Origin of the sequence: Pseudomonas sp. NPDC087342 (genome assembly GCF_044744265.1) — a bacterium.
GTDB classification, from domain to species: domain Bacteria; phylum Pseudomonadota; class Gammaproteobacteria; order Pseudomonadales; family Pseudomonadaceae; genus Aquipseudomonas; species Aquipseudomonas nunensis.
The window spans coordinates 1-25,486 of sequence record NZ_JBIUXZ010000007.1; the positions used below are offsets into that span (position 1 = coordinate 1).

Here is a 25,486-nt window from a genome sequence, read left to right on the forward strand (position 1 = left end):
GGTTACTGCCGGTGGCGTTTTGCATGGTGTATTACAAGCTGGATGGTGCGACGGCATCGAAGAAGCGATCGAGAAAGCCAAGAAACTGTAATCCCGGCGCCCGGCAACGGGCGCTAATTTAGGTTGAGGCAATCAGATGGCTATGACAGTCCATTGCGATATCGTCAGCGCGGAAGGGGAAATCTTTTCCGGCCTGGTCGAGATGGTGATTGCGCACGGTGCACTGGGTGATCTTGGTATCGCCCTGGGTCACGCGCCGCTGATCACTAATCTGAAACCAGGTCCGATCCGCCTGATCAAGCAGGGCGGGGAAACCGAGGTGTTTTACATCTCGGGTGGTTTCCTCGAGGTTCAGCCGAACATGGTCAAGGTTCTTGCCGACACTGTGCAACGTGCTGCCGACCTGGATGAAGCCTCCGCTCAGGAAGCCGTTAAGGCTGCCGAGAAGGCCTTGCATGAACGTGGCGCAGAATTCGATTACGGTTCTGCTGCCGCACGTCTGGCCGAGGCGACAGCTCAGCTGCGCACCGTCCAGCAGATCCGCAAGAAGTACGGCGGTTAATTCGTCATCGACTTGTTGTGCGATTGATTAAAAAGGGTAGCCTCGGCTACCCTTTTTTCTTTTCCGACTTTCATAAACTGGTCGCAGTTGCTGACCACCCAGGATTGGTAGCCAGTCATGTCTCTAGAAATCGTTATCCTCGCTGCCGGCCAAGGCACCCGTATGCGTTCGGCGCTGCCCAAGGTTCTGCACCCGATTGCCGGCAACTCGATGCTGGGCCATGTTATCCACAGCGCCCGGCAACTTGATCCACAGCGCATTCACGTGGTAATTGGCCATGGCGCCGATGCCGTGCGGGATCAGCTGGCGGCGGATGACCTGAATTTCGTGTTGCAGGACAAGCAACTGGGTACCGGTCATGCAGTGGCCCAGGCCGTCCCCTTAATCACCGCCGATACTGTGCTGATTCTCTACGGTGACGTGCCGCTGATCGAAGTCGAAACCTTGCAACGCCTGCTCAAGCAGGTTGCGCCACAACAACTTGGCCTGCTGACCGTCGAGTTGGAAGACCCGACTGGTTACGGCCGTATCGTGCGTGATGCCGACGGCAAGGTCACGGCCATCGTCGAGCAGAAAGACGCCAACGAAGCCGAGCGCGCGATCACCGAAGGCAACACCGGCATTCTGGCCGTGCCGTTCGAACGCCTGGGTGACTGGATGAGCCGGCTCTCCAACAACAATGCCCAAGGCGAGTACTACCTGACCGACGTGATTGCCATGGCAGTCAGCGATGGTCTGGTGGTGGCCACGGAACAACCGGTTGATGCCATGGAAGTGCAGGGCGCCAACGACCGTAAGCAACTTGCGGAACTCGAGCGTCACTACCAGCTGCGCGCCGCTCGCCGTTTGATGGCCCAAGGCGTGACCCTACGTGATCCGGCACGCTTCGATGTGCGCGGTGAAGTCACCGTCGGCCGCGATGTGCTGATCGACATCAACGTGATCCTTGAAGGCAAAGTGGTGATCGAAGACGACGTGGTCATCGGTCCGAACTGTGTGATCAAGGACAGCACCCTGCGCAAAGGCGTGGTGATCAAGGCCAGCAGTCACATCGAAGGCGCGATCCTCGGTGAAGGCAGCGATGCCGGTCCGTTCGCGCGTTTGCGTCCAGGTACCGTGCTTGAAGCGCGTGCGCATGTGGGTAACTTCGTCGAACTGAAAAACGCGCACATGGGCGAGGGTGCCAAGGCGGGTCATCTCACCTATCTGGGCGATGCCGAAATCGGTGCGCGGACCAACATTGGTGCCGGCACCATCACCTGCAATTACGACGGCGCGAACAAGTGGAAAACCGTACTGGGCGAAGATGTATTCATCGGCTCCAACAACTCGTTGGTGGCGCCTGTGGATATCTCGGCGGGCGCAACCACGGCGGCGGGTTCGACCATCACGCAGAATGTGGATAACGCGCAACTGGCCGTAGGCCGCGCGCGGCAGAAGAACATCGACGGCTGGAAGCGTCCAGTTAAGATCAAGAAGAGCTGAGTTATCCACAGCTCATAAGATCAAAAGATCGCAGCCTTCGGCAGTTCCTACAGGGTGAACACACATCAATTGTAGGAGCTGCCGCAGGCTGCGATTTTTTTATGGGTTATCCACAGCAGCCTTTTCTAAAAGTCAGAATGGCGATTGCCATTCGGCTCCCAACGGGGTCAATGGCAGTGTGCGCGAGGCTATTTTGTACAGCATGCGCAGGCCGATATCCGACCGCTGGGACAGACGCGTCAGGCGCATGACCCAAGCCACTTGCGCGTGCGAAACCTTGACCGTCCTGGCGGGGTTTCTATGAACCTTACGCAACGTCAACAACGCCAGACCAATCGTCCACAGATTAAATCGCCGAATGCCCTCATGGCTGGCCGGGATGAGCAGGGCGTATTGCAGCGCCTGCTGCAAATGGGAGTGAGCAGTGCCAATCAGTTCCGCCAGCGCCCGTGTGTAGTTCGGGTCATCTTGCCCCGCCTTTAGCTGCGCGAGATGGACACCCTGCTTGGCAAGCAGGTCCCGAGGCAGCCAGCAAGCACCCCGCAGACGGTCGTCCCACTGATCCTTGAGGATATTGGTCAATTGCAGACCTGTACCAAACGAAACAGCCAACCGATGCAAGTTTTCTCGTTGGGGTAACAGGCTGGGTTCAACATCGATGAAAAACTCCGTCAGCAGTTTTCCCACGATGCCAGCGACGCAATAGCAATAACGATCCAGCTCCCGCTGTGTGGCTAAACCCTGCAAGCCGGCATTCTCCTGAAACTCGCTCATGCCTTGGGTCATCACGCTCAGGCACTGCAGGATGACCTCTCGCTGAGAGGGTTTGAGGGTGCGGGTTACGGCCAATACCTGTGGCAGGTGCCGGACCAGATCATGTTCCGCCTGAAGGGTCTGATCCGTCAGGCACAGGCTCAACTCGTCACTGAAAGCCTGAGGATCTGCGCGGCCGGATACGGCATCCAGATAGAGATTTTCGTAATAGCGTTTTTGTCCGGCGGTGAGCCCGGGTTCGTCTTCGATGGTATCGGCGATGCGACACAGTAAGTAGGCGTTGGTGACTGCCGGGTAAAGCTCGGCGGGCAACTGGGTAATGGTCAAGGCGAACGTGCGAGATACTTGCGCGAGGATTTCATCCTGATAGCGGACAGGATCGATGGTGAGACTGGTCGGGGTTCGATTAACCAGCCCTTCACTTTGGATTGGCAGCTTGTGGCCGGTGCCTGGTTGCTGATTATTGTGATTCACCAGTATCAGTGATTCGTCCATGGCTTAAATCTACCTCAAGCGCTGAAATCGGGGCATGACTCAGTTTGCAGTAACGTGCCAGCGCCCACATCGGAAAATACAACCCGTACCCCCGGGAAGTCGTTTTTATACGCGCATTGCGCTTGAAACTGACCCCTTGCGGTAGCGACCGCCTGTTTTTTGCTTATTACTGATCCCGCAGATAACGCGCGAGCCCCTTGACGAAGTTTCGACAATAGGTTTTGATTGCTTACGTTATCTTTCGAATCGAAACTTACCAGCCCATGTCGAAGCGCAATACACCACAACGTCGCCACAACATCCTCGTCTTGCTCAATGAGCAGGGTGAAGTGAGCGTGGATGAGTTGGCCAAACGTTTCGAAACCTCGGAAGTGACGATTCGCAAGGATCTGGCAGCCCTTGAGAGCAATGGTCTGTTGCTGCGCAGGTACGGTGGCGCGATCACCATGCCACAGGAACTGGTGGCGGATCTTGGCCAACCGGTTTCCAAGTACAAGCAAGCCATCGCTCGCGCCGCCGTCACGCGAATTCGTGAGCATGCGCGCATCATCATCGACAGCGGCAGCACCACCGCTGCGATGATCCCGGAACTCGGCCAGCAACCCGGCCTGGTGGTCATGACCAATTCGCTGCACGTGGCCAACGCCTTGAGCGAATTGGAGCACGAACCCGTGCTGTTGATGACCGGCGGCACCTGGGACCCTCATTCCGAATCCTTTCAAGGGCAGGTCGCCGAGCTGGTACTACGCTCTTACGACTTCGACCAGTTGTTCATCGGTGCCGATGGCATCGATCTGGTGCGTGGCACAACCACCTTCAACGAATTGCTGGGCTTGAGCCGTGTGATGGCTGAAGTCGCCCGGGAAGTGGTGGTGATGGTGGAGGCCGACAAGATCGGCCGCAAGATCCCCAACCTGGAACTGCCCTGGAGCAGTGTCCATACCCTTATTACCGATGATCGCCTGCCGCTGGAGGCACGGGATCAGATTCAGGCTCGCGGTATCAACTTGATCATCGCGGCTGTCAGTCAGGAGAAATAGCATGTGTGGAATTGTCGGCGCAGTCGCAGAACGTAACATCACCGCCATCCTGCTCGAAGGTCTGAAGCGCCTGGAATACCGTGGCTACGACAGCGCCGGTGTGGCGGTCTTCACTAATGACGGGATTCTCGATCGCGTCCGCCGTCCGGGCAAGGTCAGCGAGCTGGATCAAGCTCTGGCAGAGGCGCCGTTGATCGGTCGCCTGGGCATCGCCCATACCCGTTGGGCAACCCATGGCGCCCCTTGCGAACGCAACGCTCACCCGCATTTCTCCGGGCAAAACCTGGCCGTAGTTCACAATGGCATCATCGAGAACCACGAAGCCCTGCGCGAGCAGTTGAAGGCTCAGGGTTATGTGTTCACCTCGGATACCGATACCGAAGTCATTGCCCACCTGCTGGCGCATAAACTCAAGGATCTGCATGACCTGACCGTGGCCCTCAAGGCGACCGTCAAAGAATTGCACGGTGCTTACGGCTTGGCGGTGATCAGTGCCGATCAGCCGGATCGTCTGGTCGCCGCGCGCAGTGGCAGCCCGCTGGTGATTGGCCTGGGCCTGGGGGAAAACTTCCTCGCTTCCGACCAACTGGCCCTGCGCCAAGTCACCGACCGCTTCATGTACCTGGAAGAAGGCGATATCGCCGAGATCCGCCGCGACAGCGTGCAAATCTGGGACATCGACGGTAAAGCCGTCGAGCGTGAAGCCGTGCAGTACGGCGACAATGCCGAATCCGCTGAAAAGGGCGAATACCGCCACTTCATGCTCAAGGAAATCCACGAGCAGCCTACGGTCGTGCAACGTACGCTGGAAGGGCGTCTAAGCCAGCAACAAGTGTTGGTGCAGGCCTTCGGTCCGGAAGCGCCCGAGTTGTTCGCCAAGGTTCGCAACGTACAGATCGTCGCCTGCGGCACCAGCTACCACGCCGGTATGGTTGCCCGTTACTGGCTCGAAGAGCTGGCCGGAATCCCGTGCCAGGTCGAAGTCGCCAGCGAATTCCGCTATCGCAAAGTCGTCGTTCAGCCTGACACCCTGTTCGTGACCATCTCCCAGTCCGGCGAAACCGCCGACACCCTGGCCGCCCTGCGCAACGCAAAGGAGCTGGGTTTCCTCGCCAGCCTGGCGATCTGCAACGTCGGCATCAGCTCGCTGGTGCGTGAATCCGACCTGACCCTGCTGACCCAGGCCGGTCGCGAAATCGGCGTGGCCTCGACCAAAGCCTTCACCACTCAGTTGGTCGGCCTGTTGCTGCTGACCCTATCCCTTGGCCAAGTGCGCAATACATTGGCTCCAGGCGTCGAAGCCACGCTGGTGGAAGAACTGCGTCGCCTGCCGACCCGTCTGGGCGAAGCGCTGGCGATGGACAGCACCGTGGAAAAAATCGCCGAACTGTTCGCCGACAAGAACCACACCTTGTTCCTCGGTCGCGGCGCGCAATACCCGGTAGCGATGGAAGGGGCTTTGAAACTCAAAGAGATCTCCTACATCCACGCCGAAGCCTACCCGGCCGGTGAGCTGAAACACGGTCCGTTGGCGCTTGTGGATAACGACATGCCAGTGGTCACCGTGGCGCCGAACAACGAACTGCTGGAGAAGTTGAAATCCAACCTCCAGGAAGTCCGCGCCCGTGGCGGTGAGCTGATCGTCTTTGCTGACCAGAAAGCCGGCATGACCAATGGCGAAGGCACCCACGTCGTGCAAATGCTGAGCATCCACGACATCCTGTCGCCAATCCTCTACACCATCCCGCTGCAGTTGCTGTCGTACTACGTGGCGGTGTTGAAGGGTACAGACGTTGACCAGCCGCGGAATCTGGCGAAGTCGGTGACTGTGGAATAAGTTATCCACAACTGATGCAGAAGTGGTTTTAAAGAATTAAAACTGTTGCAGGACCTGGTGAGGCCATCACGACGGTCTCCTGCGACAGTTTTGACGCTCCAGGGCACATGCCTGTCCAGCGTTTTGGCTGACAGAGTCAGTCATGCGCTTCCTTCATCGACGGCTCGAACCTGAGAATTTCGAGTATCAAACTGTCCTCAGTTCATGACTGATAGCTCGGGCGAGACGTTACTGGCCTACATCAAATGGTCCAATCCTGCTGCTGAGTCTTTCGCCGCCCCAATCAGCCTCTCTTCCTCCCATCCCTCCCGTGCCGCCGCCGACAGACCGAGCATCGTTACGGCGACATAGTCCACGATCCGCTTTGGCTCCGAGACGTCGCTCGCTTTGAGAAAACTCAACACCCGGTCACGGTTTTCGCCCGCAATCTGTGTAGCTGCGGTGCCCCATTCCGTTGTCCCAGCCTTGGCATGTTCGAGAATGAAGCAGCCCCGCCGATCAGGATGGGCGGCGTAAGCAAGCGCGGCAGCCACAAGCATGTCGCCCAGGGCAATCCTGGGCGATTGGCCGGGGATCAAGAAGCGATCCAGCGGCACTACGGTGGCGGAGTAGTGTTTCAACGCGCCCTTGAAAAAAGCTGATTTGCTGCCGAACGCAGTATAGAAGCTGGGCGCAGTGATCCCGATTGCCTCAGTCAGCTTGGCGACGCTCACATTTTCGTAGCCGTACTGGTGAAACAGATGCTGTCCGACTTGGATCGCCGCGTCGAGCTCGAACTCGCGCGGCCGGCCACGGGATCGCTTAATTACGTTAGTGTCCATTACAAAAACCCTTTACTTCTGATGGCTCGCATTAATATAGTGGTTAATAACGTAAATAACCACTTCCTCCATAGCCAAGGCTTCAGGCGGGGGATTCCACCAGATTTAAAGGCGGATCATGAAACAGCCCCCATCACTAATCCCGATCGAAAGGACAGCCAATAAAAGCTCGGCCCTGCCCGTCGCGGCATTGTCCGGTCTCGCAGCCAGTGGCTTCCTCTGCATCGTCACCGAGACGCTCCCCGCAGGTCTGTTGCCACAGATAGCCACCGGCCTCCGGGTCTCTGAAGCTATCGCAGGGCAGCTTGTTGTTGTCTACGCGATTGGATCGCTGTTGGCAGCGATCCCACTCACGAGTTTGACGCAAGGCTTTCGTCGAAGACCGGTGCTGCTCGCCGCGATCATCTGCTTTGTGATCGGCAATACGTTGACAGCGCTGTCCGAATCTATTGGCGTGGTGTTGATTGCGCGCTTTATCGCTGGATGTGCAGCGGGGCTCGCATGGGGAATGCTCGCTGGCTATGCGCGCAGCATCGTGCGTCCGGATCAGACTGGACCCGCCATGGCGGTAGCCATGGTTGGGGTCCCATTGGCGCTGGCGCTGGGTGTTCCTATGGGGACGTTCTTGGGGGGCTTGGTAGGATGGCGCGGATCGTTTTTAACCCTTACAGCGTTGGGTGTCATGTTGCTCGCGTGGATCATCGCGAAAGTACCCGACGCTGCGGGTCGCACTGGCGACAATCGCCCCTCGATACTTAGCGTCATTGGTACGAAGGGCATCATACCGATCCTGCTCGTCATCCTGACCTGGATGACAGCTCACAACATTCTCTACACCTACATTGCGCCCTTCGCAACAGCTGCTCATTCGCGCATAGATCTCGTCTTGCTTGCATTCGGAATTAGTTCGCTGCTCGGCATTTGGATCGTCGGTCGCCTGGTAGATCGCATGCTCCGCCGAATGACACTTCTAGCGATCGGCTCGTTCGCTCTAATTGCAGCCCTCCTGAGTATTGCAGGAGAACAAAGCACCGTTGTCTACGCCGCTTCCGTTATCTGGGGCCTGGGCTTCGGTGGGGCTGGGGCGATGATGCAGACGGCGTCGGCAGACGCGGCCGGCGATGGCGTGGACTTGGCGCAGGCAATGGTGACAACTGCGTGGAATTCTGCGATCGCAGCCGGTGGAGCGCTCGGCGGATTGTTGCTCACGAACGGGGGGACTCCAATGCTGCCGCCCGCTGTATCTGCACTCGCATTGCTCGCCTTCGTGATCGCCCTGTTGGCACGTCATTTCGCCTTTCCCCCTGGTCATCGCGCTCAGGCACGCCGTTGACCTGTCCAGATTTATAGTCCAACAGAAGGCAAAAAACGTATGAAGAAGAATGCGATCGCGCTTGCATTTGCCCTGTCGGCATTTGTCACTGTCGTTGCGCCGATTCAGGCTGCACCGCACCCAATCAAAGCTGTCGCACAGGAGGAGTTTCCGATCCCCGACGGGTTTACCGGAGGATACGAAAAGGTTGACGGAGTGAATTTACATTTTGTGCGCGGGGGTAAAGGCCCGCTCGTCCTGCTTGTCCACGGATTTGGACAAACATGGTATGAGTGGAATCACCTGATGCCGCAGCTTGCGGAGCACTATACCGTCGTAGCAGTCGATCTGCCTGGTCTTGGGCTGTCAGATCCTCCGCAAACGTCTTACACCGGAGTGGACATCTCAGAGTATCTCCACAAACTCGCCAAACGTTTGAGTCATGACAAGCCCTTCTACCTTGTTGCCCACGATATAGGCATCTGGAACAGCTATCCGATGGTCGCGCGTTATCCGACGGATATTGTTAAGGCGGCCTTCCTCGAGGCGACAATTCCTGACGACACGCTTTACTCGCTCCCAGCGTTTGTCTCGACCGGAGAGGCCCCGGGCTGGCACCACAGTTTCTTCGCGGCCTCCGATCAACTGGCTGACGCGATGGTTAAAGGGAACGAGAGGTTGTTCCTCACACATTTCATCCGTCACCATGCAAGCAATCAAGAGGTGTTCACGGATGACCTGGTAGACAGTTATGTACGCTCATACTCGAAGGCCCAGACCTTCCACAGCGCGTTTGAATACTACCGAGCGCTACCTCGGTCGATTGTGCAGAACCAGGAACTGGCGAAAACCAAGGTAACGATGCCCGTTCTTGCCGTTGGTGGTGGCGGTAATGGCGGATTCGGCGCCCAGCAGCCGGAGAACATCCGCCGGTACGCTGCCAACGTTGAAGCGCATGTGTTACCCGGCTGTGGCCACTGGATTCCAGAGGAATGCGCGCCAGCGCTGAACCCTTTGATCAAGTCGTTCCTGGCGCGGCCATGAGGGAGTAAGTAGCGGCGGTATCAACAGGGCCTAAGTGGGCCTGTACTCCTCGTTGATGATTCATGTCCCGTCGGCGGTGTTGGTAAACGTAGCTCAAAGCCTTGTCGTTCCTGGCTGCGACAGTTTTAATTCTCTGAATCCACTTATAGAGGTCGCTGCGGAGTGCCTGATGACGGCTGTTAAACACAGCCGCTCAGGGCACAAACTCCACCCGCAGCCCTCTGCTCGCACTGCGACCCTGATCATCAGTGACGCGCAATTGATACATCCCGGACTTGCCCGGTCGCCAATTCAGCGCAGTCTGCGGCGGGCCTTGGCCGATCAGCGTCTGATCGGCAAACCAATAGAGATTTAACGCATCACTGGCCGCATTTGCGCTCAGGGAGATGCTGTCCTGTGGCTGGGAAAGACGCAGCTGATAGCTGACTTGGGTGAGGGGCGACCTGATTTGTGGCGCCTCACTCTGATCGCTGACGGCGTTGGGTTGGCAGTTTTTGACCACGTTGGGCGGTGCGCGCCGGGGCAGGCCGGCGGCGCGGTATAGGCGTTGCACGTCGCTGGGCCAGAACTCGAAGACTTCTTCGCGGGTGTACTGCGGATCAAATGGCGCGCAGGCGGCTTTGCCGGTGCGGGTGTCGATCAGCACCGGGCGGTGCAGGTTGGACACGCGGATCGGTGAGACGCCGGGGATGTACCAGGTTTTGCGGGTCGACGGGCACCAGCGGTTGGGCAACTCACCGGACGCGGCGCAGATGTCGATTCGTGTCAGCCCGACAGGCGGTTTGTCGACGCGATCCGCCACCATGGGCAACGCCAAGGGCAGGGCATCGGCGATACGAAAGAACAGCGGCGCTGCGGTTTTCGCGCCAATGAACGCCGGGTTGGGACGGCCGTCGAAGTTGCCGACCCACACCACCAACACGTACGGCCCGACGATGCCCGCGCTCCAGGCATCATGGAACCCCCATGACGTGCCGGTTTTCCACGCGGTACGCCAGTGACGGCCGCGACTGTCGGCGGGTAAGCCGTCGGGGCGCGGGTTGCGCCTGAGCATGTCACGCACCATGAACGCGGATTGCGGTGTCAGCAACGCAGCCCCGCTGCTCTGGGGTTGTTCGTTCAGATAACGCAGCGGCCGCAAATGGCCGTCGCCGGCCAGCATCAGGTACAAGCGCGCCAGCTCCTCGGGGGTCATCTCGCCGCCGCCCAGGGCCAAAGCCAGACCGTAATGACTTTCTCCGCGCAGCCCTTTGATCCCGGCCTGTTGCAAAAAACCATACAACGATGGGGATTTGACTTGGCCGGCCAGCCAAACCGCTGGAATGTTGCGGCTGCGAATCAACGCATCGCGCGCGGTCAATGGGCCGACAAAACTGCCGTCGAAATTTTCCGGCTGGAAGTAACCGAAGCTACTCGGCATGTCCTTGAGGATGCTCATCGGGTGGATCAGTCCCTGGTCCAGCGCCAATCCATAGAGAAACGGCTTGAGGGTCGAGCCGGGAGAGCGCCGCGCCAGTATGCCGTTGACCTGTCCATGCAGGGCTGTGGATAAGTAATCCGCCGAGCCGACCAGTGCCTTGACGCTCTGATCGCGGCTGTCCACCAGGATTGCCGTGGCGTTTTCGACGCCGGTGCTTTTGCGCTCGGCGATAAAACCTGTGATCAAACGCTCCAGCAACTGCTGCAAGGGCACATTAAGCGTGCTGTTGAGCTCGTTGCCAGTCTGGGAGGCCAGCAACTGTTCGCTCAGGTGGGGCGCCAGAAATGGAATCTGCGAACGGTTGCGCGCCTCCAGCGGCAGCTCCAGCAAACTGCTGTTGCGTGGATCGTCCGGATAGGCCGCGCGCCAATCCGCCATCAATCGCAAGCGCGCGTTCTGCAGCGATGGCCCGAAACTGGCGCGGCGTCCCGGTTGCTGGGGAATCACTGCCAGCGCCAAGGCTTCGGACAACGACAACTGCGCCGCCGCTTTGCCGAAGTAAATCCGGCTGGCCGCTTCGGCGCCTTCGATGTTGCCGCCCATCGGTGCCAGATTGAGGTAGGCCTCCAGAATCTCGTGTTTGCTGTAACGCGTCTCCAGCCATAAGGCCAGGGCCATTTGTTGCAGCTTGCCGGGGATCTGCCGGGTGTTGAGGTCCCACAGGCGTCGCGCCAGTTGCATGCTCAACGTCGAACCGCCCTGACGCTGGCCCCCGCTGTAAGTGGCGGTGGCCGCGCGCAGCAGCGCCGGGGGATTGATCCCCGGATGCCAGTAGAAGTTGCGGTCTTCCTTGAGCAGCAGCGCCTCGACCAACGACGGCGAGATGCGCTCCAGTGGCAGCCAGAGTCGATACTGGCCGTCGGCGGCCAGGGTCATGCGCAGCAGCGATCCGTCGTCCGCCAGCACTTGGCGCGATGAAGACGTCGCTTCGGCCAGCGGTGCATGGGGCCACACTCTTAGCCCCAGCAAAACCACCCCCACCGCTAATCCAATCGCCAGCAGGGGTTTGAATCGTCGCACCGGGTTGCTCAAGGTTTGACGATTTCAAGCTGACCGACTTTGCCACGGCCTTGCAGGGTGGTCTCGTACATACCTTCGGCGTAGGCCGGTGGCGTGTTGAAGGTCCCGGCATTGGTGGCGCGCACACGATAGACGAAGGTGCCGACATCGCGTCGTGCCGTACCGTAGAACACCACGCGATCATCGCGCACGTCGATGTAGTCCGGATGCCAGTCACTCAACGCGCTTTCACCGACAGGAGGTTGCCAGGCTTCGGTTTCTTCGCTGTCTTCGGCGTATTGCGACTCCTCGTCTTCCTCGCTGGCGGCTTTCGGCTCCGGTGGGAGGCGATACACCGGCTCGACCCCACCCGGCAGCAAATCGACGATCGCCACTTGCTGGACTTGATCACGGTCGGTGGCGCGCAGGCGCAGGCGCACCAGGAATTCATCGCCGACACTCACTTTGCTGACTGCTTTGCCGTCCAGATCGAGGTATTCGTGGATGATCTCCAGGCCATTGTTGATTGGCTTGAGGGTGCCGCGATCAAACCCGGCCTCGCTGAACATGTAGAACGCGGCCGGGCCGTCGGTTTTTTCCATCAGCAGTTTTTTCGTGCCGACCGGTACGGCAGCGCGAGGCGGCTGACCCGCCATTTCCAACAGTTGTTGCTGCTTCTCACCCAACCAGGCCGAGGCCTTGAGGGTCATATCGCTTTGCGCGCGCTGGCCGTAGTTGTCCAGGCCTCGCAACAACAGCGCGGCGGACAGCGAGTTGTAACGCTGCTCGTTGAGACGCTTGCCGAGTTTATCCAGCAGGTTCACCGGTACATCGTCGAGCAACTCCGGGAAATGGCGGCTGAGCAAATGCAGGTGCTCGGCGTCGTGGACCAACGGGTCGTAATACAAACCGTCGCTTTCCCAGCCGTCGGCGATGGTGCGCCACGGGATCTTGCGGAACAGCGCATCGGCCTGACTGTCCTGCTTGAGCAATTTGTAGCTGGCGGCGAGGTATGCGGCGCCCAAATCGTTTTTCCAGGTGTCCTTGAAGTAGGTTTGGTAACGCTCGCGTATATCGCTCAAGGCGCCACTGACCAGAATCCCCTGGCGGCTCAGCAAGTAACTGGCGTACGCACGGTTACGCAACTCCGACCGGCCTTCGCTCGGGCCGTTGGCCAGGTCGGTGAGGTAGGCGTTGGCGCGCACCAGCAGATCTTCCGGTACCGGCAAGCCACGCTCCTTGGCTTCGATCAGGAAGTCGGTGGCGTACAGGCTGGCGTATGGCGCGACGTCCGGGCTGGCCGCCCACAGGCCAAAGCCGCCGGCCTGATTTTGCCGCTGACGGAGCATCCGAACTGCGCCGGCAAAAGCTTGTTCCGCTTCGGGTACCGTGCCGCCCCAGATCAACGCCGGCATCGCCTTGGACACCAACTGCTCGGTGCAGGCGTAACCGTAGTCATCCAGGTAATGCTTGAGGCCATTGGCCCAGACCAGCGGCGAGGCGGCGACCCCCACTTGCACATTGCGCAGTTGCGGGAACAGGTCGCGGGTGAGTTTCAGCTCTTTGCTGGCGCTGTCGAAACGGCCGAGGCTGAGGGCCACCCGGTGCTCGCTCAACGGCCGGATCGAGGTGGTTTCCGCGACCTGGATACGTTTGCCATCCGGCAGCACCGCGATAAAGCGCAGATCCGCCGAGCCGAGGTTTTCCAGGACCTTGATGCGGAACTCCGCCACGCCTTCCTTGCGCGGTTGCAGCTCCAGGGTGTTGTTCTGAGCGCCTTCGACTTTCAGCCCGCTGCTGGTTTGCAGCTCGAATTTCACCTTGGCCGCCGTGTCGAGGTTGCTGAACACGCCGGCGCTGACGCTGAACACATCGCCGGGCGCAACAAACGCTGGCACGTTCGGCGTGATCACCAGTGGCCCGCGCACATCGGTAGTGGCTTCACTGACGCCGACGCTGTCGGCATCCACTGCAACGGTAAACAGATGCAGCTTGCCGTTGAAGCTGTCCGGCACCTGGTAATGCAGAACGGTTTCCCCGGCCGGCAGGTCGACCAACCCTGACCACCAGGCCACGGGTGGCTGGTGTTTGCGCTTGAACGGGTTGAGGTGCGAAGCCAAGGCGTTTTCGGTATCGCCGCCCGGCGCTGCGCCACTGAGCAAGCGGCTGAATTCCGGCAGGATCAGGTCGAGAATCTGACTGGTGCCGACCTCCAGCGCGCGTTTCTGGAAGAAGTGACTCAGCGGGTCCGGCGCCTTGTAGCGCGCGACTTGCAGGATGCCTTCGTCCACCGCGTAGACCACGGCCCGGGAAGGTCGGTCAGCCGTGACTTTGATATCCAGCACTTGCCCCGGCTCGATTTTCGCCGGGCCTTCGACCTTCAGCGCCATGCGCCGTGCATCGAGGTTGATGCTGAACGGCACCACACCGTAGGACAGAGGGCTCATATAAACCTCGGACGAACCGATGTCCCGCACGAACTGCACGTTGATGTAGGCGTTGCCTTCAATCCCGGCGGGCACACGGATGTGCTGCACGCTGTTGGTGCTGTCGGCCTTGAACCATTGCTGGGTGTAGACCTTGTCACGCTCGATGGTGATCAAACCGGCGCCGGTGTAAGGCGCGCGAATGCTGATCGCAATCTCTTCGCCAGTGGCATAGCTGCGCTTGTCCAGGCGCAATTGCAGTTCGGCGTTGCGCTCCAGGGAACGCGAGGTGTTGGCGCGCCCGGCGACGCTGTAGTCGATGGCGTTGAGGACGTTGCCGTTGGGGTCCTTCAATTGCAGGGTGTAATCGCCGGGGGTGGCGGTGTTAAGCGTCTGTTGGGCGCCGCCCTTGCCCAAGGCCAGGGGCGCGGCAGGTTGGCTGATGTTCTTGACCCGCGACTCGTATTTGTAGGTGCCGTTGGCTTGTTTGATCAACACCGAGACATAACGGTGTTCCACCAATTCGGTGCTCAGACCATCCACTGCCCGTGGCGAGAGGTCCGGCGCGATGGCCAGCCATTGCACTTGGCGCAGGGTGTCCTTGGCGACGTAGCCGAGGGCATCCTGGCTTCTCACGCCCACCAGATAAGGCGCGGAGGACACCAGCAGACTGCTTTGGGCCGCGACGTTGCGGCCGCCTTCGGCTTCATAGACCTGGGTCATGACTTGCAGGCGATAGGTGCTGTTGGCAAAGCGTTGCAGGTCGAGGTCGAGCACTGCCTGGCCGTTGTCGTCGGCCTCTGCCTCCGCCAAGTCCTCGGAACTGGCTTCTTCCAGGGCGTCGCGCAGGTGGAATCGATAATCGGGGTAACGATCAAACGCCGCCGCCGTGGGGTTCAGGGACATTTTTGCTGTCACACGGCGACCCGCCGCCGGGGCACCGAACAGGTGCAGGGCGGTGACCTTGGCCACCACTTGGTCGGGCGGAATCCAGCCGACAACCGGGGTGTCATGCAGGGTCAGGCTGACCTTCATGCGGTCCGGCTCGAAGTCGCGAACCTTGAAGCTGACGCTGCCCAGGTCGGTGCGCGACTGCTTCTCACCGATCAGTTGCAGAGTCGCGGTGTAATCTCCCGCTGGCGCGACTTCGCTGCTGGCGAAATCAAAGCTTTCAAAACCTGAGGCCGACAGTTTGAGGGGCTGGCGAATGACTTCCATGCCCCGTGGGTCGAGGATTTTCAGCTCCACCGGCAGGCCTTGCAAACCTCCTTTCCAGTTGCCGCTGCGCACGATCATGCCCAGGTGAGCCGTTTCGCCGGGGCGATAGAGGCCACGGTCGGTAAACAGGTAGGCGCTCAAGCGCTCGGTGGCGCCGTCTTCTTCCAGGCCGCCGACGTCGAAACGTGACAGGTCCAGTTGCTGGGACTGGCGGGCAATCGGCAGGAAAGACTGGTCGTTGCCGCGGGTCACCACGTACATCAGTGGGGTTTTCTCACGGCGTAATTCATCGAGTTTGGCGAAGTGCACATGGCCGTCGGCGTCGGTTCTGCCGCTGCTCACGGGCAAGCCGTTGCGGCCAATGATGTCGACCTGGGCCTCAGTCACGGGCGAGCCATTGCCGATGGATTGCACGTAGACGTCATGGCTGCCGTCGCTGGAGCGTTTGGCGATGATCCCCAGGTCGGTCACCACAATGAAGCGCAGGTCGTCGGTGGTGTTGCGTGAATAGCGGTCGAAAGTTCGTTCGGACGGCTCGTCCTGCGAACTCAACTTGAGCACGAAAATACCCCGGCGCCCGCCATTGGCATTTAGATAGCGGCTGAGGTCGACGTTGTCGTAAACGGTCTTCGACGGGTCTGCGGCGTTCAGCGGAATGTCCAGGGACATGCGTTCGACCATCCGGTCGAAATAGTCATTGCTGAAATTGGGTCGGGCGAAGCTGCCGCTGCTCTGGTCCACCAGGTGTTGCAACTGGTTGGGTAGCAAACGGGCGATTTCCACATGGGCGCCGGGCACGCCACGGGCCATGAAGCCCAGGCGTTTCTCGCCGTTGAGGCTCAGCAGTGCGCCGTCGGACATGAACTGCAACGTGCGCGGGTAGGCCGGCATGCTTACCAGGGACGCCGTCGGATTCTTCGCCAGATAACCGCCGATGGCTTCGAGGTTGGCCGGGACGCGCACGTACAACGCACGACCCGCCGGCGCCTTGAACTTGAAGGCGTGCTGGGTGTTGAGTGGCTCGATGCTCGGCACGTGGGTCAGCGTGACCTTGGTGCTGCGGGCCAGCAGTTTTTCGTCGATATCTTTGGTGTACCAGGGCGTCTGATCGTCGGCGGGTTTTTCCGGCAGCAGCCAGGCTTGCACCTTGCCGGCCAGCATTTCGTCGGCCACGGCGCTGGAGCTGCTGAACATGATCACGGGTTCAGGCTCGCCACGGTCGTTGTCGACGAACAGAACCTCGGCATTGCCGAAGGTCAGGCGATAGCGACCCGGCACGACGACTTCAGTGATTAGCGGTGCAGGGCTGACGTTACCGCCGTCCCGGGCCTTGATGCCTTCATCGAGCTTGATCATCACTGAAACGCTTTCCAGCGGTGTCGCGAGGGCGGCGGAGCGGATGTAGGCGTTGAGTTTGTGTTCGTCGAAGCTGATCTCAGGCTTGTTCGGGGCCTGGGCATCGCGATAAGCCAAGCCTTTACCGAGGGTGACTGTCACGCGTTTACGCAAGCTTTCTTCGTCCACCGGGTGGGTGAAGCGAAAGGTCGCGACGTGCTGTTTCAGCGTCGGGTTGACCGGATCTTGATACAGCTCGCTTTGGGTCAGGCGGCCGCTAAAGGATGAGGTGGTCACCTTGCTACTGTATTGGTTCAGCAGCACGCCATCGGCCAGCAGGTTTTTCTTCGCGAGGTCGAGGCTGTACTCGGCGTTGATCGGCCAGTCCTGATCCGGCACGAACACCAGGTTGCGATCATCGGCCCAGCGCCAGTTACCTTTGACGGCGGGTTTGAGGGTGATGCCCTTGGTGACCGGTTTACCGATGTCCTGCAACGGCGCCACGGATTCATTGAAGCGGATTTGCAGGTGATCGATGGTGGGCGGTGTTTCGGTGTAGACCGTCAGGTTCGGCGAGTGCACCGAATAGGTCACGGTGTGCGGTTGCGGCAGGTTGGAATACCAATGCCAGCCATAAAACCCTGCGGCCACCAGCAGCGCCAGGCCCAGCCCGGCGCCGGCAATCTGCTTTGGATAGGGCCGGGCCTTGTGCCCCAGCGCTACCAGGCGTTTGCCAAGGGCCGGCAGCCAGGCGGGCGGCTGCCATTGGCCAAAGAGCGATTTAAGCAGCCAGCCCAAGAGGCTGAAAAGCGCACCCATGACTGTTAAAAAAACACCGAAAAAACGGCGGCTGGTTTTTTTGAACGAGTCGAACATGATGCGCATCCTTGGCAAAGTGCGCATATCCTACACGCGAACCTCCAAAGTGTTGCGAGGCTTTTATCTCAAGGCTTTCAAGTCCACCAGTAGCGAACCAAATGAAAGAAAATCGGCGCTGCAAAGCACACTGAATCCAGACGATCCAGCATCCCGCCATGCCCTTCGATCATGTGCCCCCAATCCTTCACGCCGCGATCACGTTTGATCGCCGACATCACAATGCCGCCGGCAAAACCCAGCAGGTTGATCAGCAGCGCGATCAAGAACGACTGCCACGGGTTGAACGGCGTGGTCCACCACAAGGCTGCGCCGATCAGCGACGACAGCAGCACACCGCCAACAAAACCTTCGACGGTTTTTGACGGCGATAGGTTGGGGGCGATTTTGTGTTTGCCGAACAGCTTGCCGCACACGTACTGCAGCACGTCCGACAGCTGGACGACGATCACCAAGTAGGCGATCAGCAGCAGGTTGCGACCTTCATAGCCGACGATGTCGAGGGTTAGCAGGGCAGGTACGAACGACACGCAGAACACTGCGATCATCAAGCCCCACTGGACTTTCGAGGCGCGTTCGAGGAAGTGCGTGCTGTCGCCGCCGAGCGAGGCAAGAATCGGCAGGAGCAAGAACACGTACACCGGGATAAAGATCGAAAACAGCCCGTACCAATCGAAATAGATCAGCAGGTATTGCAGCGGCAGCGCCAAGTAAAACGCTGCTACCAGCGCGGGATAGTCGCTGCGCCGGGTCGGCGTGAGGGTGAGAAATTCGCGCAGGGCATAGAAAGACACTGCGTAAAACAGCAGGATCACCGCGCCGGTGCCCAGCCAGAAGGCAATGCCGATCACCAGCACCATCACCCACCAGGCGTTGATGCGAGCGTTGAGGTTATCCACAACCGCATTCGGCGTGCCGCGGGTGCGCAGTTTGAGAATCAGGCCAATCAGCGAGGCCAGCACCAGAATCATGCCGATCCCGCCGAACAGCATCAGGGTTTGTCGATCCATGTCAGGAATGCTCCGGGGCGAGGGCCAGCAAGGCGTCGCGGCTGCGGGTCAGGAAGTGCTCTTTGCTCTCGTCTTCTTCCAATTGCAGTGGCGCACCGAAACTGGTGGTACACAGCAGCGGCAATGGCAGCACCCGGCCTTTGGGCATGACTCGATTGAGGTTGGCGATCCACACCGGAATCACCTGGGCCTGTGGGTAACTTTTGGCCAAGTGGTACAGGCCGCTTTTGAACGGCAGCAAGCCGTCCTCCAGATTGCGCGTGCCTTCGGGAAATATGATCAGCGAATCGCCGTTTTCCAGGGCATCGAGCATAGGCTGCAACGGGTTATCCACAGGGTCCTTGCGTTCGCGGTCGATCAACACGCCGTTAAACACCCGGCTGATGATGTAGCGGCGCACGGCGCTTTTATTCCAATAATCGCTGCCGGCCACCGGTCGCGTCAGTTTGCGCAGGGCTGGAGGAAGCGAAGCCCACAACAGCACGAAATCGCCGTGGCTGCTGTGGTTGGCGAAGTAGATCCGTTGCACCGGTTCCGGCGCGCAGCCCATCCACAGGCTGCGGGCGCCGGTGACGGTGCGGGCCATGGAGGTGATGAGGGTGGCGACCACAGGTTCGAACATGAATGATTTCCTTATCCGGCGAAGGACAGCCAAGGGCTGGCCAGGATGACCGCCAATGCGGGCAGCACCTGCGCGAGCAGTAGGACCGCCTGGTTACGCAGCAGTTTCAAAGCCCCGCGCTGACGTTCGGACCAAGGCCGGCCGGCGCGGCTGGCCGGTTGCAGTCCGAGGCTTTGCAGGGCCTGGTCGAGGGCTTGAGTGCGGTCCTGCGGTGCATCAGCGTCGCGGGCGATAAGCGCAAACAGGTCTGCGTCGAAGGCCACCCGAAACGCCCAGTATTTTTGCAACAGACCCACTACGATCAGCCAGGCACTGAGGCTCACGCCCAGCGTCACCGGGGTGATCAGCAGTAGTTGCAGCAATCCGAACAGCAGCCCCAGCACAGTCAGCCATGTGGATAACTGATCGAGGGTGCGGCCCCGGCGCAGCAGGCTGGCGACCACCTGCAATTCCATATCAACCGGCATAGGCGTTCTCCAATGCTTGGCGATGGGCCGGGTGCAACACCACGTGCGGGCGTGCGGCGCGGATCATCGCGACGGCGGCATCGACGTTGCTCGCTCGACCGCTGTGCAGCAACCACGCGGCGACCGCCGTGGCGCTACGCGAATAACCCAACGCGCAGCAGACCAGCAACGGGCCTTGCTGGCGCAGTTGCTCAATGGCCTGGGCGGCGGCGAGGCATTGCTCGGCATTCGGTGCCGTCAGGTCGAGGACCGGGATGCTTTGATAGGCGCGGCCTCGGGGATTGAGCGGCAACTCGGCGCAGAGATCGACCACGGCTTTGAATGGCGCCAACTGATCAGCGTCGGGCAGCCTGCCGAGCCAAACGTTATCCACAACCTCATTGGGTTGTGGATGTTTGCGGGTCCACAGCCGTGAATTGATCCACGCCGCCGCGACGTAAGGCGCGAACAACCAACGGGCGGCCGGGCTCAGGCGACCGTCGGCGCGTTTCTGAAACCCGGCGGCGTCGAACAGTGCGTAATTCAGCGCCACCAACAGCAACGCGACGGCCGGCCAGATCAGCCACAACCATCCACCGCCCAGGCCAAAGGCTGGAATCGCGAATATCGCGGCACCCACGCCATAACGCAGGGCCAGCCGCCAGCGCTTCGAATCCTTGGCCAGTCGCAGGCTGCTCAAGGGACTTGGCCGATCCAGCGGCCACAGCCACACGCACAGCCAACCAGCGAGGGCGCCTGTGGGTAAGTCGATAAAGTGATGTTGATAAGTGGTCAGCACCGAAATCCCGATCAGCGCGAACCAACCGTGCACCAGCCAGCGCCACACACCTTGCGAGTGCCGTTGATACATGACCCACAGAATCACCAGCAGCGCGATGTGCAGCGACGGCGCCTGATTGAACGGTTTGTCGAACCCCGCCAGCACTGCGAACAGCCAGCCGAATACGCCATCCAGTTCCGGCCGCTCGAAGGTGAAGCGAAGCGGCCACAGCAGGAAGCAACTGACCGATATCACTTGAGCGCTGAGCAGGCGCAAGGCGTGGCGTTTGAGTTCATGGCGGCTGTCGGGCAGCAGCAGCGAAAAGCCGTACAGCAGATCAATCGTCCAGTAGGGCACGATGGTCCACGCCCAAAAAGGCATGGCGCTTTCCCAGTCGAAAACGAAAGTGCCGACGTCGCTGCGCTGGTTCGTCACCCAGGTGGCAAAGCCGTAGCTGGCGAAAAACAGCGGCGCCAGCAACAGCAGCCAAAGCACGGCTGGTTTGAGCAAACCCGGTTCTCGGGGGGCCGCCGCCATCATTGCACCCGTTGCGCGAGAGACACGGTAAAGATCCCCCATTCATCCACACGCTGGGTGATTTTGCGGAAACCCGCGGCTTCCACCAGTTGATCCATTTCCGCCTGGCTGCGCCGACGCATGACCCACGCCTGGCCTTGACGGTGACTGGTGAGGGCGCGGGCGATCAACTCCAACTGCGGGTGCCACGGTTGACCGGTGTAAACCAGATAACCGCCGGGCTCCACGGCTTCGGCCAGACCGGCCAGGGAGCCGCCGACCATCGTGTTGTCGGCAAACAATTCATACAGCCCGGACACCACCGCCAGTGTTGGCTTGGGTTCCAGCGCCGCCAGATCGGCGCGGTCGAACGCATCGCCTTTGACGAATTGCGCAATGTCGGCCAGGCCTTTATCGCGGATCAGCGCACCGCCGTCCCGCACGTTGATGTCGCTGTAATCGCGCAGCAGGATCGATTCCGGCAACGGGCTGACGCCTTGCAAGGCTTCAAGAATGTAGCGGCCATGGCCGGCGGCGATGTCGACGATGCGCACCGGGCGGCCTTCGTCGCGCAGTTTGCCCATGGTCAGGCGTAGCAGTTCTTCGACGTTGAGTTTGCGTTGGCGAATGCCGCGCCAGCCGATGGAGTTCAGGTAGTTCTGATCAATCATCCGCCCGAGCCCGCCCTTGCCGGTGGGCTGGTTGCGGTACACGTAATCGAGGGTGCTGCCGGAGTCGAAACCGGTGTCGAAGCCCAATTTCACGCCATCGGACAATTTGCTGCCCAGACGCATGCTGGCGCGGGTCATGCGCCAGTACAGATCACGCAACGAGTTGTGCGGTAGCGGGGCGGCGAGGGATTCGGATTCGGCGCAGGTCAGGCCGATTTTGTCGGCGTCGAGCAAGGACGCGCGGTCCAGCGGGTAGTCGAAGTTTTGCAGGATAAAACGCTTGGCGCTGGCCACGGCCACGGCGCGATCACGCTCACCGAGGGTGTCGTGGAAGAAGCCCGGAAGGATGTGTTTTTCCTTTTTCAGGCTGCCCAGGCGTTCGAAAAACTGTTCCTGGGGTTTGCGGTGGACCACAAAGTCCGAGCCGGAAATCAGCAACTGAGTCGGCACTTGGATCGCCTGGGCATCAGCCACCACGCGGTCGGCAGCTTCGTACAAGCCGAGCAGCACATTCACCGAAATCGCCTTGGTGATCAGCGGATCGCTGTCGTAGGACGACACGCGTTCCGGGTCGTGGCTGAGAAACTTCGCCTTAACGTAGCTGTTGACGAAAAAGTTGCCGCGAAACTTGCGCATCAGCGCCAGGCCTGGGCGGGCGAACGGCACGTAGAGCTTGACCTTGAACGCTGGCGAGGCGAGCACCAGTGCGCGGATGCGCGGCGCGTAGTCGTGGACCCAGGTTGAGACGATCACCGCGCCAACGCTCTGGGCGATCACCGCCATGTTTTCTTCGTCGATCTCATAAGTCGCGCTCAGGTGATCGCAAAAGGTCTGCACGTCACGCACGCTGGTGGCGAAACTCGGGCTGTCGCCGCGTGCGCCGGGCGATTGGCCATGGCCACGGGCGTCCCAGGCAAAGAGGTCGAAGCCGGGCAGGTCCAGTTCTTCCACCAAGTGGGCGATGCGCCCGGAATGTTCATGGCCGCGATGAAACAGCAGCACTGCCTTGCGCGGTTCGCCCGGCGTGGCGCCGGTGGCCGGCCAGTGACGATAGAACAGCTCGACGCCGTCGTGGGTGGTGAAGGTCTGCTGCTGGGTTTCGCGCATTGCATGCTCCATATGCTAGAGGGCCCATCTGCTGGGGGCGGCTTTACGCCGAGGGAACGTTTTCCTGCACTTCTTTAAGGCCCTGACGGACCCGGTTGACCAAGGTGTAAGCCAGCAGGACGGCGACCACCCCAAACACAACGTTAATCCACAACGCGCTGATCCAGCCAATAGCGATGCCGGTGGCCAGGACGCCCAGGACAAATGCCCGATCGCTTTTGCCCATCGGGCCGTCATAGCGCCGCGACGCGCCGACCATTGGCCCGAGGACGCCACTGTACTCGCTGAACAATGCCAGCAGCGTGACCGACAGCACAATCAATACGCTCACATCGGCGATCAGCGCAAACGGCAGGATCAGCGCGCAGTCGGCGACGATATCGCACAGCTCATTCAGGTAGGCGCCGAGGCGCGACTGTTGGCCGAATTCCCGGGCCAGCATGCCGTCGATGGCGTTCAGCGCCATGCGCAGGATCATCCACACGGGAATCAGCACGAACACCCACAGGTGCTGGGCGAAACAGGCAATTGCGACGCCCACCACCACCGAAATCACCCCGGCCAGCACGGTGATTTGGTTGGCGGTGGTGCCGTTATCGAACAGGCGTTGCACCAGCGGTCGCAACAGATTCTGGAACGCCGGTTTGAGTTGGTAAATGGAGGGCATCGGGGGATGGTCTCGGCAATTGAAAGCGTGAACGTTCAGGGTTATACGTCACAATAATCAGAATGCCACTAAAACCCGTCTTTCAGCGAATCCAGGGCCTGTCGGAAATCCTCGGTCCCGCGTTTTTCAGTGCTCAGGAGTCAACCGATGGACCGATTCCAGGAAATGCAGGTATTCGCCGCCGTCGCCCAGGCACAAGGCTTTTCGGCGGCGGCGCGGCGTCTGGGGATGTCGGCGGCCAGCGTCACCCGCGCGGTGGCGGCGCTGGAGAAACGCATCGGCACGCTGCTGCTGACACGCACCACCCGCAGCGTGCATTTGAGCGAAGCGGGCCAGCGTTACCTGGAAGACTGTCGGAGAATTCTCGCCGAGGTGCAGGAAGCCGAGGATTCGGCGGCGGGCAGTCATACCCAGCCGCGTGGGCAACTGACGGTTACCGCGCCGGTGTTGTTCGGTGAGATGTTCGTGACGCCGCTGATGGTGGGTTATCTCGATCAATTTCCTGAAGTCACCATCAACGGCGTGCTGGTCGATCGTGTGGTGAGCATGGTCGAGGAGGGAATTGATGTCGCTGTGCGCATTGGTGAACTGCCGGACAGTAATCAGCACGCGATTCGGGTCGGCGAGGTGCGGCGGGTGATTTGTGCGTCGCCGGCCTATCTGAACGCCCATGGCCGGCCTCGGCATCCTGAAGAATTGTCCGGGGCGCCGGTGGTTGCCACCTCGTCCATCGGGCAACTGCGGAGCTGGCCATTCCTCGATAAAGGCCAGCCGCTCAGCGTTCGCCCGGAACCACGGCTGGTGGTCACGGCCAATCAGGCGGCCATTACAGCGTCGAGCCTGGGCCTGGGGTTTACTCGAGTCCTGTCCTATCAAGTGTCGAGCAAAGTCGCGGCCGGTGAGCTGGAAATCGTACTGGCGGAGTTTGAGCTGCCGCCGCTGCCGATTCACGTGGTTTATCAGGGCGGGCGCAAGGCCCCGGCGCGGATTCGTAGCTTTGTCGATTTTATGGTCAAGGCGCTGCGCGAACATCCGGCTTTGGGGTAACGCACAGAGCCTGTGGGAGCGAGCTTGCTCGCGATAGCGGAGTGTCAGCCAACATAGATGTTGAATCGTAGGTCGCCATCGCGAGCAAGCTCGCTCCCACAGGGGTCGTCACACAGGTCTGAAGCTTTATTGCACCGAATGAAATAATGGATTGCGAATGCTGGTTATTCTGTTGTTTTAGTGACAGGTAGATGATGGCTGCCATCGGTGCTGATCAATCTTTGAACGGCACCACCACCCAGCGGAGTCGATCATGCACGCCATCAAACTCTACAACTTCCCTCGTTCCGGCCACGCTCACCGTGCGGAGCTGATGCTGTCCCTGCTGCAACTGCCGACCGAGCTGATCCTTGTCGATCTGGCCAAAGGCGCGCACAAACAGCCGGAATTCCTGGCGCTCAACTCGTTCGGCCAAGTCCCGGTGCTGGACGATCAAGGCGTGGTGCTGGCCGATTCCAACGCCATCCTGGTGTACCTGGCGCAGAAATACGGCAACGGCCGCTGGCTGCCGACGGATCCGGTCGGTGCGGCAAAGGTTCAGCGCTGGTTGTCGGTGGCGGCCGGGCCAATTGCTTTTGGTCCCGCCAGAGCGCGGCTGATCACGGTGTTTGGTGCGTCCTTCAACGCTGATGAAGCGATTACGCGTTCACATGACCTGCTCAAGGTGATGGATCAGGAACTGGCCCACAGCGAGTTTCTGGTGGGTAATGAGCCGACCATTGCTGACGTTTCCGCTTACAGCTACATCGCCCATGCGCCGGAAGGCAATGTGTCGCTGGCAGATTACGCCAACGTGCGGGCCTGGCTGGCGCGGATCGAAGCCTTGCCCGGGTTTGTCGGCATGCCGCGCACCGCTGCTGGCTTGCAACAAACAGCCTGATAATCGCGTTGGTTAACGCTGCGCCTCGGGTGCAG

18 protein-coding genes are annotated in these 25,486 nt (G+C 60.2%); 8 read left to right on the top strand and 10 right to left on the bottom strand.

What is annotated here, in order from left to right:
* Positions 1-136 precede the first annotated feature (136 nt).
* Positions 137-562, top strand: coding sequence for a F0F1 ATP synthase subunit epsilon (locus ACIOYV_RS16585; RefSeq protein WP_054048166.1), 426 nt, complete (start codon positions 137-139; stop codon positions 560-562).
* Between the two features lie 117 nt (positions 563-679).
* Positions 680-2,047, top strand: a complete 1,368-nt coding sequence (glmU, locus tag ACIOYV_RS16590; RefSeq protein ID WP_401325236.1) for a bifunctional UDP-N-acetylglucosamine diphosphorylase/glucosamine-1-phosphate N-acetyltransferase GlmU — start codon at positions 680-682, stop codon at positions 2,045-2,047.
* A gap of 132 nt (positions 2,048-2,179) precedes the next feature.
* Here the strand turns inward: glmU and ACIOYV_RS16595 are convergent, their stop codons facing one another.
* The gene (locus tag ACIOYV_RS16595) at positions 2,180-3,316 is read right to left on the bottom strand and encodes a phytoene/squalene synthase family protein (RefSeq protein ID WP_401325239.1); all 1,137 of its coding nucleotides are present in this window, start codon (positions 3,314-3,316) and stop codon (positions 2,180-2,182) included.
* A gap of 263 nt (positions 3,317-3,579) precedes the next feature.
* On the opposite strand from ACIOYV_RS16595, the gene ACIOYV_RS16600 reads away from it, so the two are divergent.
* Positions 3,580-4,356 (top strand): DeoR/GlpR family DNA-binding transcription regulator, encoded by a 777-nt coding sequence (locus ACIOYV_RS16600; RefSeq protein ID WP_401325242.1) that lies wholly within the window; start codon positions 3,580-3,582, stop codon positions 4,354-4,356.
* A gap of 1 nt (position 4,357) precedes the next feature.
* Positions 4,358-6,193 (top strand): glutamine--fructose-6-phosphate transaminase (isomerizing), encoded by a 1,836-nt coding sequence (gene glmS / locus ACIOYV_RS16605; protein WP_401325245.1) that lies wholly within the window; start codon positions 4,358-4,360, stop codon positions 6,191-6,193.
* 236 nt (positions 6,194-6,429) lie between these two features.
* Here glmS and ACIOYV_RS16610 read toward each other — a convergent pair whose 3' ends face one another.
* A complete protein-coding gene (locus tag ACIOYV_RS16610) occupies positions 6,430-7,014 on the bottom strand; it encodes a TetR/AcrR family transcriptional regulator (RefSeq protein ID WP_401325247.1) in 585 nt (194 codons plus the stop codon).
* 118 nt (positions 7,015-7,132) lie between these two features.
* Between ACIOYV_RS16610 and ACIOYV_RS16615 the strand changes: the two genes are divergently transcribed.
* Together ACIOYV_RS16615 and ACIOYV_RS16620 are read left to right on the top strand one after the other, a co-directional pair.
* Positions 7,133-8,347: an MFS transporter gene (locus ACIOYV_RS16615; protein ID WP_401325250.1), complete on the top strand. Its 1,215-nt coding sequence runs from the start codon at positions 7,133-7,135 to the stop codon at positions 8,345-8,347.
* Positions 8,348-8,386: 39 nt separating this feature from the next.
* Positions 8,387-9,370 (top strand): alpha/beta fold hydrolase, encoded by a 984-nt coding sequence (locus ACIOYV_RS16620; RefSeq protein WP_401325252.1) that lies wholly within the window; start codon positions 8,387-8,389, stop codon positions 9,368-9,370.
* 193 nt (positions 9,371-9,563) lie between these two features.
* Here the strand turns inward: ACIOYV_RS16620 and pbpC are convergent, their stop codons facing one another.
* From pbpC to ACIOYV_RS16660, 8 genes are all read right to left on the bottom strand, one after another.
* Complete coding sequence (gene pbpC / locus ACIOYV_RS16625; protein WP_401325254.1) at positions 9,564-11,870, bottom strand: penicillin-binding protein 1C; 2,307 nt, start codon at positions 11,868-11,870, stop codon at positions 9,564-9,566.
* Between the two features lie 8 nt (positions 11,871-11,878).
* Positions 11,879-17,704: an alpha-2-macroglobulin family protein gene (locus tag ACIOYV_RS16630; protein ID WP_401325256.1), complete on the bottom strand. Its 5,826-nt coding sequence runs from the start codon at positions 17,702-17,704 to the stop codon at positions 11,879-11,881.
* Positions 17,705-17,781: 77 nt separating this feature from the next.
* A complete protein-coding gene (locus ACIOYV_RS16635; RefSeq protein ID WP_054048174.1) occupies positions 17,782-18,714 on the bottom strand; it encodes a phosphatidate cytidylyltransferase in 933 nt (310 codons plus the stop codon).
* Position 18,715: 1 nt separating this feature from the next.
* On the bottom strand, positions 18,716-19,336 hold the full coding sequence (locus tag ACIOYV_RS16640) for a 1-acyl-sn-glycerol-3-phosphate acyltransferase (protein ID WP_054617125.1): 621 nt from the start codon (positions 19,334-19,336) through the stop codon (positions 18,716-18,718).
* Positions 19,337-19,347: 11 nt separating this feature from the next.
* Positions 19,348-19,803 (bottom strand): hypothetical protein, encoded by a 456-nt coding sequence (locus ACIOYV_RS16645; protein WP_401325260.1) that lies wholly within the window; start codon positions 19,801-19,803, stop codon positions 19,348-19,350.
* Positions 19,793-21,103 carry a phosphatase PAP2/dual specificity phosphatase family protein gene (locus ACIOYV_RS16650; protein WP_401325621.1) on the bottom strand — a complete coding sequence of 437 codons (1,311 nt, stop codon included), beginning with the start codon at positions 21,101-21,103 and terminating at the stop codon, positions 19,793-19,795. Before ACIOYV_RS16650 ends, ACIOYV_RS16645 begins: the two co-directional genes overlap by 11 nt.
* A complete protein-coding gene (locus ACIOYV_RS16655; protein ID WP_401325263.1) occupies positions 21,100-22,857 on the bottom strand; it encodes a bifunctional alpha/beta hydrolase/class I SAM-dependent methyltransferase in 1,758 nt (585 codons plus the stop codon). Before ACIOYV_RS16655 ends, ACIOYV_RS16650 begins: the two co-directional genes overlap by 4 nt.
* Positions 22,858-22,900: 43 nt before the next feature.
* Positions 22,901-23,524, bottom strand: a complete 624-nt coding sequence (locus ACIOYV_RS16660) for a CDP-alcohol phosphatidyltransferase family protein (protein WP_054048184.1) — start codon at positions 23,522-23,524, stop codon at positions 22,901-22,903.
* A 147-nt stretch (positions 23,525-23,671) separates the two neighbouring features.
* Between ACIOYV_RS16660 and ACIOYV_RS16665 the strand changes: the two genes are divergently transcribed.
* Positions 23,672-24,571 (top strand): LysR family transcriptional regulator, encoded by a 900-nt coding sequence (locus tag ACIOYV_RS16665; protein ID WP_401325266.1) that lies wholly within the window; start codon positions 23,672-23,674, stop codon positions 24,569-24,571.
* A 253-nt stretch (positions 24,572-24,824) separates the two neighbouring features.
* Positions 24,825-25,451: a glutathione S-transferase family protein gene (locus tag ACIOYV_RS16670; RefSeq protein ID WP_054048188.1), complete on the top strand. Its 627-nt coding sequence runs from the start codon at positions 24,825-24,827 to the stop codon at positions 25,449-25,451.
* Positions 25,452-25,486 lie beyond the last annotated feature (35 nt).